Genomic DNA, 15510 nt, shown 5'->3' on the forward strand with positions numbered 1-15510 from the left:
CTGGCATGAAAAAAAGGCCGGAAGATCGCTCTCCCGGCCCCTTCCTACTCTGCTACGTTACGCCTTACCCCACAAACGCGCGCTCGATCACGAACTGCCCCGGCGCCGCATTCGACCCTTCGGTAAAGCCGTTCGCTTCGAACCAGGCCGCGAACTGCTTGATCATCTCCATGCTGCCGCACATCATGATCCGGTCGGTTTCGGGGTCGAACTTGGCCGGCCCCTCAAGCCCCTCGAACAGCGCGCCGCTCTCGACCAGCTTGTCGATCCGCACGGTGTTGCGGAAAGCCTCGCGCGTCACGGTCGGCACATAATGGAACTGGGTCGCGGCCTGCTCAGCCACCAACGGGTCTTCCGCCAGCTTGCTTTCCAACTCGTCATGGAAGGCCAGGTCGCTCACCCGGCGCACCGAATGGACGACGACGACCTGCTCGTAAAATTCATAGACGTCGGGGTCACGCGCCAGGCTCAGGAACGGAGCGAGGCCCGTGCCGGTCGACAGCATGAACAGCCGCTTGCCCGGCAACAGCGCGTCGGTAACGAGCGTGCCGGTCGGCTTGCGGCCGAGGTAAATCTGGTCGCCCGGCTCGATCAGCTGCAACTTGCTCGTCAGCGGACCGTCCTGCACCTTGATCGACAGAAACTCCAGTTCCTCGTCCCAGGCGGGGCTGGCGACCGAATAGGCGCGCAGCAGCGGCTTGCCATTCTCGCCCTTCAAACCGATCATCACAAACTCGCCCGACCGGAAGCGGAAGCTGGCCGGGCGCGAAATGCGGAAGCTGAACAGATGCTCGTTCCAATGCCGCACCGACAGCACGGTTTCCACCGAGAGGGCACCGGTCGGTTCGAGTACCGGCTTTTCGATCGTCACGTCGTTCAAGACCTTCTTCCTTGCCAAGCCGCCCGCACAGGGCTCGCCAGTTGCGTATCGTTCGCAACAACCAATAAGCATCGCGAATGGAGCGATCGCGCCATGAAGGCAAGGCCAAAAAAACTTGGGGGGCCGATAGCTGACCCCCCGCCAGCGTCAGGCGATCAGCCGAACAGCCCCTTGGCGATCCCGCCCAGTTCGTTCATCGGATTGCCGTCGCCATCGCGGTCAAACAGGCCGCCCAGCTTACCCATGATCGCTTCGGGGCCGCCAAACGATCCCATCAATTCCTGCAACTTGTCGGCCGACACGCCATGTTCGGCGGCGACTTCGGCCAGCGCCGAAATGCTGGTATCGCCCGACCCGATCTTGGCGCTGATCTCGGTCATCAGGCCCTGCATCTGTTCGGGCGTCATCCCGATCTGCGCGGCCACCGCTTCCAGCCCGCCCATCTTGCCGATCATATCACCAAACATGTCCACTACTCCCGCTGGATGTTGACCGACAGCATAGCATCCCCGGCCCCGCCGCCAAAAGCAAAAGAGCCGGAAGGTCACCCTTCCGGCTCTTGCATAGCCTTGGATAAGGCCGCAGCCGTTAGGCCGCCGTCAGCGCCGCGCTGCGCACGCCTTCATCAACATGCTCTTCGAACTGCGCGAAATTGTCGACGAACTGCTTGACCAGCACGGCGGCGGTTTCGTCATAGGCGCTGGCGTCCGCCCACATGGCGCGCGGGTCCAGGATGGTCGGTTCAACGCCCGCCACCGCGACCGGCACTTCGAACCCGAAATTGGGATCGGTGCGGAACTCGGCGTCGTTCAGGCTGCCGTCGAGCGCGGCATTGAGCAGCGCGCGGGTGACCTTGATCGGCATCCGCTTGATGCCGGGCATCGTCGCCTTGCCGCCCGCCCAGCCGGTATTGACCAGCCAGCAGGTGACGCCGCCCTTGTTGATCCGTTCCTTGAGCAGATTGCCATAGACCGACGGATGACGCGGCATGAACGGCGCACCGAAGCAGGTCGAGAAGGTCGCGGTCGGCTCGGTCACGCCGATCTCCGTGCCCGCCACCCGCGCGGTATAGCCCGACAGGAAATGATACATGGCCTGTTCGGGCGTCAGCCGCGCGATCGGCGGCAGCACGCCATAGGCGTCGGCGGTCAGGAAGATGATGTTCTTGGGCACCGGCCCCAAATTCTTCTCCGACGTGTTGGGGATAAAGTCGATCGGATAGGAACCCCGGCTATTTTCCGCCAGCGTGTTGTCGTCCAAGTCGATCTCGCGCGTTTCCGCGTCGATCACGACATTCTCCAGCACCGTGCCGAAGCGCTTGGTGGTGGCGAAAATCTCCGGCTCGGCCTCAGCCGACAGGTTGATCATCTTGGCATAGCAGCCGCCCTCGAAATTGAAGACCGCCGTGTCCGACCAGCCATGCTCGTCATCGCCGATCAGCGTGCGCGACGCATCGGCCGACAGCGTGGTCTTGCCCGTGCCCGACAGGCCGAAGAAGACCGCCGTGTCGCCGTTCGGGCCGATATTGGCCGAACAATGCATCGGCATCACGCCCTTCACCGGCAGCAGATAGTTGAGGATGCCGAACACCGACTTCTTCATCTCGCCAGCATAGGCGGTGCCGCCGATCAGGATCAGCTTCTCGGTGAAGTTGACCGCCACCACCGTTTCGCTGCGGCAGCCATGGCGGGCCGGGTCGGCCTTGAAGGTCGGCAGGTCGATGATCGTATATTCCGGCGCGAAATCGGCCAGTTCGTCCACGCCCGGACGCACCAGCAGCGTGCGGATGAACAGGTTATGCCAGGCGCGCTCGTTGATGACGCGCACATTGACGCGATGTTCGGGCTGCGATCCGCCGAACAGATCGGCGACATAGAGCGTGTCTTTCTCGCCCAGCGCCTTGAAGAAGTCCGCCTTCAACGCCGCGAAATGCTCCGGCGTCATCGCGACATTGGTGCTGCCCCACCAGACGGTCGATTCGGTCTCGGCATCGCGGACGATGAACTTGTCCTTGGCCGACCGGCCGGTATGTTTGCCGGTCTTGACGACCAGCGGGCCGTCCTTGGACAATATGCCCTCGCCATTGCGGATGGCCGCTTCGACCAGCGGGGCGGTGCCCATATTCCAGAATTGGGTGGCATGGGTGGAAATGCCCTGGTCTGCCAGGGTGAATGAGGATTTGGCCTGCACGCCTTTGCTCCTGAATATGAATGCCGTGTCGCACATATATTATTCTTTGCGACCGATCCGCCCCTATGCGCCGTTTGTCTATATCACGGCGTCATCCTCGCAGACCGACATGGTAATAGGGTGTTGGACCAAAATCGTCAAATCCCTGTCACACAGGCTTTGTCCCGAATATCGACGGTTATGCCGCATCGCCGCCGTCACCCGCTTTCTTGCAGGCGCGCGCCGCATGGTCTAACGCTCTGCCCCACTTGGATCAGCTGGGAAACCGCATGACTGCAACCATCGCCTTGGTGGATGACGACAAGAATATCCTGACCTCCGTCTCGATCGCGCTTCAGTCGGAAGGCTTCATGACGCGGATCTATTCCGATCCCGAAGGCGCGCTCAAGGCGTTGCTGGACAATCCGGCGGATCTGGCCGTCTTCGATATCAAGATGCCGCGCATGGATGGCCTGGAGCTGCTGCGCCGCCTGCGGGAAAAGACGCAGATGCCCGTCATCTTCCTGACGTCGAAAGCAGACGAGCTGGACGAGGCGCTGGGCCTTGCCATGGGGGCGGACGACTATATCGCCAAGCCGTTCTCGCAACGGCTGCTGATCGCGCGCATCCGCGCCATCCTGCGCCGCGCCGAAGTGCGGGGCGCACCCGACACGCCGGACCAGCCGGTCGCCGACCCGATCATTCGCGGGCGGCTGGAAATGGACCCGGCGCGCCATCGGGTGAAGTGGAACGGGCAGGACGTGACGCTGACCGTCACCGAATTTCTGATCCTCGAAACGCTGGCCGCCCGCCCCGGCGTGGTCAAGAACCGCAACCAGTTGATGGACGCCGCCTATCAGGACGACGTCTATGTCGATGACCGCACGATCGACAGCCATATCAAGCGGCTGCGCCGCAAATTCCGCGAGGTGGATTCCGATTTCAACGCAATCGACACACTCTATGGCGCCGGCTACCGCTTCTCCGAAGAAGGATGACGCGCCCATGGCGATGCGCTGGTCGGGGCGGCTCAGCCTCACGCCGCGCATCCTGGCGGTCAATGTCTTTGCGCTCGCGCTCTTGGCGGGCGGCTTCTTCTATCTCGACAGCTATCGCACCCGGATCATCGATTCGCGGCTGGAACAATCGGCGCGCGAGCTGAAGCTACTGGCGATCAGCCTGGAAAATGCGCCGGCCGACCGCCACGACGCGCTGATAGCCGCCTATGCCCGCCAGACCGGCGACCGGGTCCGCCGCTATGCGCCCGGCGGTGGCCTGATCGCCGACAGCTTCACCATGGATGCACCGCGCTATCGCCTGCGGTCGCCGTCGGAAGAGGAATGGCAGCGCCATGTCGCCCGCTTCCTCGACAAGGCGGTGGACCGCATCGTCTCGGCCAGCCGGCCGCCCGATTTCGTCGAACCAGCCGTGGACCGGGCCGATGCCTGGCCCGAACTGCTGCTGGCGCGCAAGACCGGCAAGCCGACCGCAATGAACCGCTATGCGCCCGATCGCACCTTCATGATCTCGGCGGGCGCCTCCGTGCGGGACGGCACCGCCCTGCTTGCCACCGAAAATGCGCGCGACATCACCCGCACCGTGCGCGCCGAACGGCTGCGGCTCGGCCTCGTCCTCGCCGTGGCCATGCTCGCCTCGACGCTGCTTTCGCTGTTCCTGGCCCGCACCATCGTCCAGCCGCTCCAGCGCCTCGCCCGTGCCGCCGTCCGCGTTCGCCTCGGCCGCGCGCGCGAAGTCACCGTGCCACGCCTGCCCGAACGGCGTGACGAGATCGGCATGCTGGCCCGCGCCCTGTCCGACATGAGCATTGCCCTGCGCCAACGGATCGATGCGACCGACGCCTTTGCCGCCGATGTCAGCCATGAACTTAAAAACCCGATCGCCTCGCTCCGCTCCGCGCTTGATGCGCTCGACCGGGTGGACCGCCCGGACCTGCGCGCGCAACTGATGGCCATCGCCCAGGATGATGTCCGCCGCCTCGACCGGCTCGTCACCGACATTGCCGAAGCCTCGCGCGTCGATGCCGAACTGTCGCGCACCCGGTTCGAGCCGATCGACCTTGGCCTGCTCATCGAAACCATGGTCATCGCCCGCGAAGCGCGCGGCGTGCCCCGTGGCGTCCGCCTCGCCTTCGCCCGCCCGCGCAAGAATGTCGCGGTGGTGCTGGGCGAGGAGCAACGGCTGGTCCGCGTGCTCGACAATCTGATCGACAATGCCATCTCCTTCTCGCCCGACGGCGGCCTCGTCCAGATCATCGCGACCGTCGCCGATGATCAGGTGCTGGTCAGCGTCGAGGATGAAGGACCGGGCGTCCCCGTCACCGAGCGCGAGCATGTCTTCCGCCGTTTCCACAGCGTCCGGCCGGAGGGGGAGAGTTTCGGCAAGCATAGCGGCCTCGGCCTCGCCATCGCCCGCTCCATCGTGGAGGGGCATCAGGGCCGCATCAGCATCGGCGACCGCGAGGATGCGCAACAGGGCGCCCGCTTCATCCTGCGCCTGCCCATGGCGGTCGAGCGCGACCCCGGCATCGCGTCCGAATAACGCCGCGTCCCCGCATGGGACGCGCGCCACCAATGTCGTTTGCAAGGCTGCCAACACAGGGTAGAAGGGCCGCCGACTTATGGCCCGCGCATTGTCCTCCGAAACGCTGCATGCGACCAGCGTGGCCATAGAAGGCCGCGCCCTGTTGCTGTGCGGCAAGAGCGGCATCGGCAAGTCCGACCTTGCCCTGCGCCTCATCGATCGCGGCGCGACCCTCATCAGCGACGATTATACGCTGCTCAAGCGCGTCGACGGCCAGTTGCTCGCCAGCGCGCCGGAACGGATTGCGGGCCAGATCGAGATACGCGGCATGGGCATCGTCACCATGCCCCATGTCGATGATGTCCCCGTCGCCCTGCTCATCGACCTGTTCGACAAGGTCGACCGCATGCCGCTCGAACCCTTGCTGCGCACGATCGCAGGCCTGCCGATCCCGGTCTGGAAGGTCACCCCGTTCGAAGCCTCCGCCGCGATCAAGGTCGAATGGCTGCTGCGCGCGGTGCCGATCGCATGACCCTCTCCCACCCCAAATCCATCCTCTTGCTGTCGGGCCTGTCGGGCGCGGGCAAGACCACCGCGCTCAAGACGCTGGAGGATATGGGCTGGGAAGTGGTGGACAATCTTCCCCTCGTCCTGCTCGACCGGCTGCTCGACACCCCCCTGCCCGCCGGTTATGCGGGCGAGGACGAACGCCCGCTGGCGCTCGGCATCGACGCGCGCACCCGCGGCTTCGACGCCGGTGCCATCGTCCGCCGGATCAAGGCCCTGCGCGAACGTCATGGCCATGATGTCGAAACCCTGTTCCTCGACTGTTCCGACAGCGAATTGGAGCGCCGCTTCGCCGAAACCCGCCGCCGCCACCCGCTCGCGCTCGATCGCCCGGCGGCCGACGGCATCGCGCGCGAACGTGAACTGACCGAAGCGCTGCGCCGCTGGTCGACCCAGGTGATTGACACCACCAGCTTCACCAGCAACGCGCTGCAACAGGAAATCCGCAGCCGCTTTTCGCGTGAGCGGCTGTCCGACCCGGTGCTGACCATCTTGTCGTTCGGCTTTTCGCGCGGCGTGCCCCGCAATGCCGATCTGATGTTCGACATGCGCTTCCTGCGCAATCCGCACTGGGACGAAGCCTTGCGCCCGCGCACCGGTCTAGACTCCGACGTCGCTGCCTATATCGCGGCTGACCCGGCCTATGAGCAAACAGTCAGCAAGATCGAGGATCTGCTCGCCACCCTGCTGCCGCGCTATGCGGAGGGCGGGAAAGCCTATATCACCATCGCCTTCGGCTGCACCGGCGGCAAGCACCGGTCGGTCCATGTTGCCGATCGTGTCGCACGCTACTTGCAAGATGCGGGCTTTTCGCCCACGGTCCTGCACCGCAATATTGAATCGACGCCGCAGGATAGTCTGGAGAAGCGTCGTCCGGGAGGCCCGAAAGCAACGTCATGAAGCAGGTGGGCCGCAAAAGCAGATGATCGGACTCGTACTCGTCACTCATGGGTCGCTCGCGACCGAATTTGTCGTCGCGATGGAACATGTCGTCGGCCCCCAGCAGCAGATCGAAACGATCTGCATCGGGCCGGAAGACGATATGGAACTGCGCCGCGCGGACATCGCGACCGCGGTGGCGCGCGTCAATGACGGCAGCGGCGTCATCCTGCTCACCGACCTGTTCGGCGGCACCCCCTCCAACCTCGCCATCTCGCTGCTGAAAGCCGGCGAGATCGAGGTGATCGCAGGCATCAACCTGCCCATGCTCATCCGCCTGGAAAGCGCGCGCAAGGTCATGGACGTGCGCGCCGCCGTCGCCGCGGCGCGCGAAGCAGGCCAGAAATATATCAGCGTCGCGTCGGAACTGTTGGGCAGCACCACATGAATGAAATCAGCCAGGAAGTCCGTATCAGCAACAAGCGCGGCCTCCACGCCCGCGCCAGCGCCAAGTTCGTGACCCTGGCGAGTGGCCTGCCCGCCGACATCATCGTCAGCAAGGATGGCAGCCACGTCACCGGCACCTCGATCATGGGCCTGATGATGCTGGGTGCCGCCATGGGCGACAGCATCACCATCAAGGCCACCGGCCCCGAAGCGCATGATTCGCTCGGCAAACTGGTGAGCCTGGTCGAAGACAAATTCGGCGAAGAGTAGAAACACGCTCTCCATCTTTCCCTTGATGGACAGGTAGATGGCGGCATAATCCCCTCTGGTCTGTTTCGCGGCTGAAGAGGGAGCGTTCGCCATGTCCTTGACCGTCCGCATCCTAATGGCGCTTGTGCTGGGTCTGGCAAGTGGCATCGCCCTCGCGGAATGGGGCAAGGGGTGGGACGCGCCGCTGCTGTCGCTCGCGCAGCCGATTGGCAAGGCGTGGCTCAACGGCCTGCAAATGCCGCTCATCCCCCTTATCTTCGCGTTGCTGGTCACGGGCATTGCGCAGGCAGCCACCACGGCGCGCACCAATGGCATGGCCGGGCGCGCCATTGGCCTGTTCGCCCTGCTGCTGGTCGCCTCCTCCACCGTCGCGGCGCTCGTCGGGCCATTGCTGTTGCACCTCTGGCCGGTGCCCTCCGGCGCGGTCGGCATGTTGACCGGGGCCGAAAGCGCGGCGGAGGTGCCCGGCGTGCGGCCGTCAGCCGACTGGCTGCTGGGCTTCATCCCCGCCAATCCGATCAAGGCGGCGGCCGAGGGTGAGGTCGTCGCCGTCGTGCTATTTGCGCTCATCTTCGGCTTTGCCGTCACCCGGATCGCCGAGGCCCGTCGCGCGCAATTGACCGGCCTGTTCGAGGCGCTGACCGACGCGCTGCTGGTCGTGGTGCAATGGGTGCTGTGGCTCGCCCCCGTCGGCGTGTTCGCGCTGGCGCTGGTGGCGGGCGCGCGGTCGGGCCTCGCCACCGCTGGCGCGCTGCTCCACTATATCGGCTTCATCGTGCTGATCTGCCTGATCGTCACCCTGCTCGTCTATCCGCTGGTGGCGCTGCTCGGCCGAATCGCGCCAGGGCGTTTCGCGCGCGCCGCCTTCCCGGCCCAGGCCATCGCCTTCTCGACCCAAAGCTCGATCGCCTCGCTGCCTGCCATGATCCAGGCGAGCGACGGGCTGCTGGACGTCCGGCCGACCACGCGCAGCATCGTCCTGCCGCTCGCCATATCGCTGTTCCGCATCACCAGCCCGCCCGCCAATCTGGGTGTCGCCCTCTATGTGGCGGCGATGAACGGGGTCGTGCTGGGACCAGTGCAATTGGCCATGGGCGTGGCGGTCGCCGCGATCGTCAGCCTCGCCTCGGTGGGCCTGCCCGGCCAGGTCAGCTTCTTCACCACCACTGGCCCCATCTGCCTCGCCATGGGCGTGCCGGTGGAGGCGCTGCCGCTGTTGCTGGCGGTGGAGACGGTGCCCGACATCTTCCGCACCGTCGGCAACGTCACCGCCGACATGGCGGTAACGCGCATCATCGATCAGAATGGTCTCACGGCACCCGACGCGCCGTCAGGATCTTGACCGGCGCTTCCAGCATCTGCCCCTTCATCACGCCCTCGCCCGCTGTCGCGGATTTGGGCGCGGCCAGAATGGTTTTCACCACCTCCAGCCCTTCAACCACATGGGCGAACACGGCAAAGCCCTGATTGTCGCCCGGCGCGTCTGGCTGCGCGTCCATGGCGGGCATCTTGCCCAGCACAATGAAGAAATCGCCGGTCGCGCTCCCCGGCGCATAGCGCGCCATCGATAGCGCGCCCTCATCATGGGTCAGGCCCGTCTGGCTAGTCGGTTCATGCTTGATCGGCAGCCGAATGCGTTTGGGGTCATTCTGTGCCCCGCCCTGCACGAAGCCATAATCGGCCGCGCCGACGCCGCGATAAAAGACGGTGCCGTCCAACCGCTTCTGATCGACATAGGCGAGGAAATTGGCGGCGGTGACAGGCGCCTTGTCGGCATGGACCGCGATCACGATCCGCCCCGCTGCGGTATCGAGCGCCACCCGCACATCAGCGGGTGCCTGCGCCAAGGCGGGCGAGAGGGTGAGGAGTGCGGTGAGCCAAAGGGCGAGGGTGCGAATCATGCCGCCAGCCTAGCCCTTCATACGCCCGATGCCAGCCCCTCAGCCCTCCAGCTGGCGCAACAGCGCGCGGACGTCGGCGTCGATATCGGGATTGCTCTCGCGCAACTGCTCGATCGTGCGGACCGCATGGATCACCGTACTGTGATCCCGCCCGCCAAAGATGCGGCCGATTTCCGGCAGCGAACGCGGCGTCATCTTCTTGGCGAGATACATGGCCACCTGGCGCGGCCGGGCGACGGCGCGGGCCCGGCGCTTGGAGCGCATTTCCGACACGTCGATCCGAAAATGGGCGGCGCAGACCTTCTGGATCTCGTCCACGGTGATGCGCCGGGCATTGGCGCGCACGGCGTCGGCCAGCATGCCCTGCGCAAAATCCAGGTCGATCGCCCGGCCGGTCAACTGGCCATAGGCGACCAGCTTGTTGAACGCGCCTTCCAGTTCGCGGACGTTCGACCGGATCGAACGGGCGAGAAAGTCGATAACGGCATCCGGTACCGGCGGATCGCCCGCGACGGCGCGCTTGGCTTCAAGGATCGCCAGACGCAGCTCAAGGCTCGCGGGCTGGATGTCCGCCACCAGGCCACCGGCCAGGCGCGACAGGATGCGCGGATCGATCGATTCGAGCGCCTGGGGCGCCCGGTCGGCGGTCACGACGATGCGCGCGCCGGTGTCGATCAGATCGTTGATCGTGTGGAGAAATTCCTCCTGCGTCGACCCCTTGCCCGCAATGAACTGGATATCGTCGATCAACAGCAGCCGCGCCGCGCGCAACCGCGCCTTGAACGCCATCGTTTCATTGGCGCGCATCGCATTGACGAACTCCATCATGAAACGCTCGGCCGACATGTAGAGAACCGGCGCGCCGGGCGAGTGTGCAGCGAAAGCGGCTGCGATCGCGTGCAGCAGATGCGTCTTGCCCTGGCCAGTGCCCCCCTGGATGAACAGCGGGCTGAACCGCGGCTGCGCTTCGGCCGCCATGGCTTTTGCGGCCGAGCAGGCCAGTTGGTTGCTCTCGCCCACCACGAAGTCGGCAAAGCCATGGCGCGGCGTGAAATTGACGGCGCTGGCGACGGCTTGCGGCAACAGGTCGATGACCGGTTCTACCGCCGTGACGTCGAGCAGTCGCGGGCCGCTGGCGTCGGGCGCACGGCGGACGCGGATGTCGCGCACCTCCGCCCCGGCGCTGCGCCAGGCCATGCGCAGACGGTCGCCAAACTGGCCCGTCACGAAATTCGCACTGAAATCCGTCGCAACAAGCAAATCGAGCGTTTGCGAATCGGGGCAATAATCGCCCAGTCGAACCGGCTTGAGCCATTGGTCGAACATGCGCGCACCAATGTCGCGGCGCAGACCGGCGCGGATCATCGTCCAGGTGGAATCGAGGTCGGCATGTGCCTGTACCCCTGCATCCTCCTGCCAATCCACCACGCCTATATTTTCCGTCATTATCGTGCCGACCCTACCAATATGCCCCCTGCCTTCGGGCAGGAACCAGCGACGCGAACGAACCCACCGGCAAAAGCCCCTGCTTCGCCGAGTCCATCCCATCCACTGACTAAATGACGGCCGCACAGAGATGATTCGACGGCGGCCGGAGGTCGAAAATAGACAGGGCGGCTCCCTCGGATCAAGGGCGCGGCGGTTCAAAAAAATGAAATAAAGCCGTTGACTCGGCAAACCCGCGGAAAAGGGTTAGTTGCAAAAATATCGCTATTTTTGAGTTAGTTATTTGGTCATTATCTTGCGGCTGTCAGTCGAATCGCGGGAATTGCTTGTGTCCGCTGTGTGACCGTCTTGTGAATGAACATGAAAAAGCCCGCTTCCCTGATGGGAGCGGGCTTGTTCAGTCCCTGCAAACGGGAAAAGGCTTAGGCGAGCGCGCTGACAGCCTTGGTCAGGCGGCCGAACTTCCGCGAAGCCGTGTTCTTGTGCATCACGCCACGCGCAACGCCGCGTGCCATTTCCGGCTGAACCGACTGCAGCGCGGTGGCGGCTGCGTCCTTGTCACCAGCGGCGAGGGCGGATTCCACCTTCTTCACCAGGGTGCGGATCCGGCTGATGCGGGCACCATTGATTGCGGCGCGACGTTCGTTGCGGCGGATGCGCTTCTTGGCTTGCGGCGTATTGGCCATTTAGAGTCCTCGGTTCTCGTCAATATTTGAAAAGAGACCAGTCGGACTCGCCAACCCGCCTCATGAAGGTGCGCGCCTTACAAGGGTTCGTGCCGGTCGTCAACCAGTCGGACCCGCTTCACCGCTGGCATGTCGGACAGAAAAAGGTGGATCGCCCGCCATCGACACGGCGCTGCACCGTGCCGCCACAGGGGCATGGTTCGCCTTCGCGACCATAGACGCGCCATTGCTTGGAAAAATAGCCCAACTCCCCGTCCGGCCGCGCATAATCGCGCAGCGTCGATCCGCCCGCGACGATCGCGGCGGCCAACACCGTGCGAATCGAATCGACCAGCAGGGCAAGGCGCGGGCGACTGATCTTCCCCGCCGCTCGCGTCGGCGCTATGCCCGCCATATTCAGCGCTTCGCACACATAGATATTGCCCAGCCCGGCCACGATTCGCTGGTCGAGCAACGCCGCCTTGATCGATGTCGCCTTGCCCTTCAGCACGGCCGCCAGATGGGCGGCATCAAAATCAGGCCCCAGCGGTTCCGGTCCCATCCGGGTGAACGGGCCATAAGCTTCCCACGCCTCGCTGCGCACCAGATCGATGAAGCCGAAGCGGCGCGGATCGTTGAGCGCCAGTTGACGTCCTGCCCCGGTTTCCAGGATCAGATGATCGTGCGTGCCGATCTCGGTCGGGTCCACCCGCCAGCGGCCCGACATGCCTAAGTGAAAGATCATCATGTCGCCCCGATCGGTGGCGATCAGCCCATATTTGGCGCGCCGCGTCAGCACCGTAACCGTCGCCCCCGTCAGACGCTGGCGCAGGTCCACCGGGATGGGAAAGCGCAGGTCCGCGCGGCGCGGCTCGACACGGGTGAGAACCGCGCCCTCCAGCACGGATCGAAGGCCCGCAACGGTGGTTTCGACTTCGGGAAGCTCTGGCATAAGGACCATCTAGGCAAGAGCGCTTCCAATTCCCAGCTTCTTGGCTGGAATGGCACGCAATCTCTGTCTAGAGGATCAGGCATGAACGAAACAGCATCCTTTGGCTATCGGGACGTCGATGCCGCCGAAAAACAGGGCATGGTCCGCGAGGTCTTTTCCAATGTCGCGGCCAAATATGATCTGATGAACGACGCCATGTCGGTGGGCGCGCATCGTTTGTGGAAGGATCAGTTCGTCGCTCGCGTCAAACCGCGGCCGGGCGAAGCGATCCTCGACATGGCGGGCGGCACCGGCGACATCGCCTTTCGCATGCATAAATATGGGGCCGACGTCACCGTGTCGGACATCAACCCCGAAATGCTGGGCGTGGGCATGGAACGCGCCAAGAAGAAGGGGCTGGAGGGCTTGCTCTGGTCGGAACAGAATGCCGAGCAACTGACCTTCGCCGATCGCAGTTTCGACGCCTATACGATCGCCTTTGGCATCCGCAACGTGACGCATATCGACCAGGCATTGGCGGAAGCGCATCGCGTGCTGAAATTTGGCGGGCGCTTCTTCTGCCTTGAATTTTCGACCACGACCTGGCCGGGCTTTTCGGACGTGTATGACGTCTATTCGCACAAGCTGGTCCCGCAGCTGGGCAAGCTGTTTGCCAATGACGCCGACAGCTATCGCTATCTGATCGAATCGATCCGCCGCTTCCCTCCCATGCCCCAATTCGAGGGCATGATCCGCGACGCCGGATTCGTGCAGACCAAGGTCGAGCCGATCCTGGGCGGCCTGGTGGCGATCCATTCGGGCTGGAAGATTTGATGGGCATCCAGGAAAAGCCCCTCCCCTTCAGGGGAGGGGTTGGGGTGGGGGCCATCCCCCCGCGCCGCACATTGTTGAAAGCCCCCACCCCCAGCCCCTCCCCTGAAGGGGAGGGGAGCCGATAATATGACCAGCCACATCACCCATATCTGGCGGCTCCTCAAATGGGGGCGCACGCTGGCGCGCCATGGCGCGTTGCGCGGAATCGAACGCGACCCGCTGACCCCGGCGTCCGTGCGGCGGCTGGTGCGGCTCGCGCGCTTCGGTGCCCGCGTGCCCAAACAGCCGCGCTATGCCGATGCCTTCCAGTCGATCGGCCCTGCTGCGATCAAGCTCGGACAGACGCTGGCGACCCGGCCCGATCTGGTTGGGGAGGAAGCGACGCTCGACCTGCTGCGCCTGCAGGACGCGCTCCCCCCCGTCCCCTTCGATACGATCCGCAAGCAGATCGAGACGAGTTTCGGCCGACCGCTGGAGGCCATCTATGCCCGCTTCGATGAAGCGCCCGTCGGCGCGGCTTCCATCGCGCAGGTGCATCGCGCGCTGACCACCGATGGCCGCGATGTCGCGGTCAAGGTGATCCGCCCCGGCGTCGCGGAGCAATTCAACCGCGACATCATGACCTATGAATGGGCCGCTGCCCATATCGAGCAATTGGGCGGCGAAATCGCCCGGCTGCGCCCGCGCCTGGTCATCGCCAATATGAAGCGCTGGACCGCGCGCGAACTCGACCTGCGGCGCGAAGCCGCCTCCGCGTCGGAACTCGCCGAAACGATGGTGGCGGAACCGGGCTATCGCATTCCCACGATCGATTGGGATCGCACGACCGGCAAGGTCATGACGATGGAATGGATCGACGGGATCAAGATTTCCGACCGCGAGGCGCTGATCGCGGCGGGGCATGACTTGCCCGCCATTGCCGCGCGGCTGGTCAACGCCTTCCTGCGGCAGGCGATTGCGGAGGGTTTCTTCCACGCCGACATGCATCAGGGCAATTTGTTCGTGACGGCCAATGGCGACATCGTAGCGATCGACTTCGGCATCATGGGGCGGATCGACCGGCGCGCGCGCATGTGGCTGGCAGAGATTCTCTACGGCCTGATCACCGGCAATTATAAGCGCGTCGCCGAAATCCATTTCGAGGCGCAATATGTCCCCGCGCACCACGATATGGCCGAGTTCGCGACCGCCCTGCGCGCCGTGGGCGAACCGATGCGCGGCAAACCGGTGCGCGAGTTGTCGGTCGGCGGCATGCTGGACGGCCTGTTCGCCATCACCCGCGACTTCGACATGCAGACGCAGCCGCACTTGCTGTTGCTGCAAAAGACGATGGTGATGGTGGAGGGCGTGGCGACATCGCTCGACCCCGACATCAACCTGTGGGAAACCAGCGGCCCCTATGTGAAGGGCTGGCTGCGCGACGAACTGGGGCCGGAGGCCAAGGCCGCCGATACGCTGATCGAAAATTGGCGCACCTTGCAGCGACTGCCGGGCCTCGTCCGCCGGATCGAAGATGCTTTCCCGGAGAAAGGCGGCGCACCGCCCCCGCCCCCACTGACCGAAGTGAAGCTGATCCGCGTGGGCGGCGGCTGGCGCTATGCGGTGGTGGCGATCATGGCCGCGGCGGCTGGCGTTGGGGCGACATTGCTATTATCTTCATCGCTATGACCCGCGAAGAAGCCATTGCCCGGATCAAACCGCATGAGGCGGAACTGCGTGCAGCGGGAATCACCTCGCTTGCCCTGTTTGGATCGGTAGCGCGTGGTGAAGCGCGTGCGGATTCGGACGTTGATCTGATGTGTGAGATCGACAGCAATAGTCGCATGGGCCTGCTGGAGTTTATCGGCGTGCAGTTGCAACTGGCAGATTTCATGCAGAATCCGGTCGATCTGGTCGAACGTGCGGCTATGAGACCCCGAATCCGCGCATCGGCGGAATCGGACATGGTCGCTATTTTCTGACAGTGACGCTCAATCGAGA

17 protein-coding genes are annotated in these 15510 nt (G+C 64.4%); 10 read left to right on the plus strand and 7 right to left on the minus strand.

Going from position 1 to position 15510, the window contains the following annotated elements; translation table 11 throughout:
• Positions 1-64: 64 nt before the first annotated feature.
• From BSY17_RS08330 to BSY17_RS08340, 3 genes are all read right to left on the minus strand, one after another.
• Positions 65-880 carry a ferredoxin--NADP reductase gene (locus tag BSY17_RS08330; RefSeq protein WP_037479070.1) on the minus strand — a complete coding sequence of 272 codons (816 nt, stop codon included), beginning with the start codon at positions 878-880 and terminating at the stop codon, positions 65-67.
• A 155-nt stretch (positions 881-1035) separates the two neighbouring features.
• On the minus strand, positions 1036-1347 hold the full coding sequence (locus BSY17_RS08335) for a hypothetical protein (protein WP_081912948.1): 312 nt from the start codon (positions 1345-1347) through the stop codon (positions 1036-1038).
• Between the two features lie 121 nt (positions 1348-1468).
• Positions 1469-3070 (minus strand): phosphoenolpyruvate carboxykinase, encoded by a 1602-nt coding sequence (locus BSY17_RS08340; protein ID WP_069066858.1) that lies wholly within the window; start codon positions 3068-3070, stop codon positions 1469-1471.
• Positions 3071-3339: 269 nt separating this feature from the next.
• Here BSY17_RS08340 and BSY17_RS08345 point away from each other — a divergent pair, with 269 nt between their 5' ends.
• The 7 genes from BSY17_RS08345 (at position 3340) to BSY17_RS08375 (ending at position 9095) form a co-directional block, all read left to right on the plus strand.
• Positions 3340-4047, plus strand: a complete 708-nt coding sequence (locus BSY17_RS08345; RefSeq protein WP_037479073.1) for a response regulator transcription factor — start codon at positions 3340-3342, stop codon at positions 4045-4047.
• The gene (locus BSY17_RS08350; protein ID WP_069065167.1) at positions 4013-5608 is read left to right on the plus strand and encodes a sensor histidine kinase; all 1596 of its coding nucleotides are present in this window, start codon (positions 4013-4015) and stop codon (positions 5606-5608) included. The genes BSY17_RS08345 and BSY17_RS08350 overlap by 35 nt, the downstream gene beginning before the upstream one ends.
• Before the next feature lie 79 nt (positions 5609-5687).
• Complete coding sequence (locus tag BSY17_RS08355) at positions 5688-6122, plus strand: HPr kinase/phosphorylase (RefSeq protein WP_069065168.1); 435 nt, start codon at positions 5688-5690, stop codon at positions 6120-6122.
• A complete protein-coding gene (rapZ, locus tag BSY17_RS08360; protein WP_069066859.1) occupies positions 6119-7057 on the plus strand; it encodes an RNase adapter RapZ in 939 nt (312 codons plus the stop codon). Before BSY17_RS08355 ends, rapZ begins: the two co-directional genes overlap by 4 nt.
• 22 nt (positions 7058-7079) lie before the next feature.
• Complete coding sequence (locus BSY17_RS08365; RefSeq protein WP_037477253.1) at positions 7080-7484, plus strand: PTS sugar transporter subunit IIA; 405 nt, start codon at positions 7080-7082, stop codon at positions 7482-7484.
• The gene (locus BSY17_RS08370) at positions 7481-7753 is read left to right on the plus strand and encodes an HPr family phosphocarrier protein (protein WP_037477255.1); all 273 of its coding nucleotides are present in this window, start codon (positions 7481-7483) and stop codon (positions 7751-7753) included. The genes BSY17_RS08365 and BSY17_RS08370 overlap by 4 nt, the downstream gene beginning before the upstream one ends.
• Before the next feature lie 91 nt (positions 7754-7844).
• A complete protein-coding gene (locus BSY17_RS08375; RefSeq protein WP_069065169.1) occupies positions 7845-9095 on the plus strand; it encodes a dicarboxylate/amino acid:cation symporter in 1251 nt (416 codons plus the stop codon).
• On the opposite strand, the gene BSY17_RS08380 is transcribed toward BSY17_RS08375, so the two are convergent.
• From BSY17_RS08380 to mutM, 4 genes are all read right to left on the minus strand, one after another.
• On the minus strand, positions 9064-9654 hold the full coding sequence (locus BSY17_RS08380) for a peptidylprolyl isomerase (RefSeq protein WP_069065170.1): 591 nt from the start codon (positions 9652-9654) through the stop codon (positions 9064-9066). The genes BSY17_RS08375 and BSY17_RS08380 overlap by 32 nt on opposite strands.
• Before the next feature lie 39 nt (positions 9655-9693).
• On the minus strand, positions 9694-11019 hold the full coding sequence (gene dnaA / locus BSY17_RS08385; protein ID WP_443019521.1) for a chromosomal replication initiator protein DnaA: 1326 nt from the start codon (positions 11017-11019) through the stop codon (positions 9694-9696).
• A gap of 503 nt (positions 11020-11522) precedes the next feature.
• On the minus strand, positions 11523-11786 hold the full coding sequence (gene rpsT, locus BSY17_RS08390; RefSeq protein ID WP_037477262.1) for a 30S ribosomal protein S20: 264 nt from the start codon (positions 11784-11786) through the stop codon (positions 11523-11525).
• Positions 11787-11904: 118 nt separating this feature from the next.
• Positions 11905-12717 (minus strand): bifunctional DNA-formamidopyrimidine glycosylase/DNA-(apurinic or apyrimidinic site) lyase, encoded by an 813-nt coding sequence (gene mutM / locus BSY17_RS08395; protein WP_069066860.1) that lies wholly within the window; start codon positions 12715-12717, stop codon positions 11905-11907.
• Between the two features lie 81 nt (positions 12718-12798).
• Between mutM and BSY17_RS08400 the strand changes: the two genes are divergently transcribed.
• The 3 genes from BSY17_RS08400 to BSY17_RS08410 all read left to right on the plus strand — a co-directional run bounded on the left by BSY17_RS08400 (position 12799) and on the right by BSY17_RS08410 (position 15491).
• Positions 12799-13530: a class I SAM-dependent methyltransferase gene (locus BSY17_RS08400; RefSeq protein WP_069065172.1), complete on the plus strand. Its 732-nt coding sequence runs from the start codon at positions 12799-12801 to the stop codon at positions 13528-13530.
• Between the two features lie 126 nt (positions 13531-13656).
• Complete coding sequence (ubiB, locus tag BSY17_RS08405) at positions 13657-15198, plus strand: 2-polyprenylphenol 6-hydroxylase (protein ID WP_069065173.1); 1542 nt, start codon at positions 13657-13659, stop codon at positions 15196-15198.
• Positions 15195-15491: a nucleotidyltransferase family protein gene (locus BSY17_RS08410; RefSeq protein ID WP_069065174.1), complete on the plus strand. Its 297-nt coding sequence runs from the start codon at positions 15195-15197 to the stop codon at positions 15489-15491. The genes ubiB and BSY17_RS08410 overlap by 4 nt, the downstream gene beginning before the upstream one ends.
• The last annotated feature ends 19 nt before the right edge of the window (positions 15492-15510 follow it).

The sequence above is a fragment of the Sphingobium sp. RAC03 genome, from assembly GCF_001713415.1.
Taxonomy (GTDB): Bacteria; Pseudomonadota; Alphaproteobacteria; order Sphingomonadales; family Sphingomonadaceae; genus Sphingobium.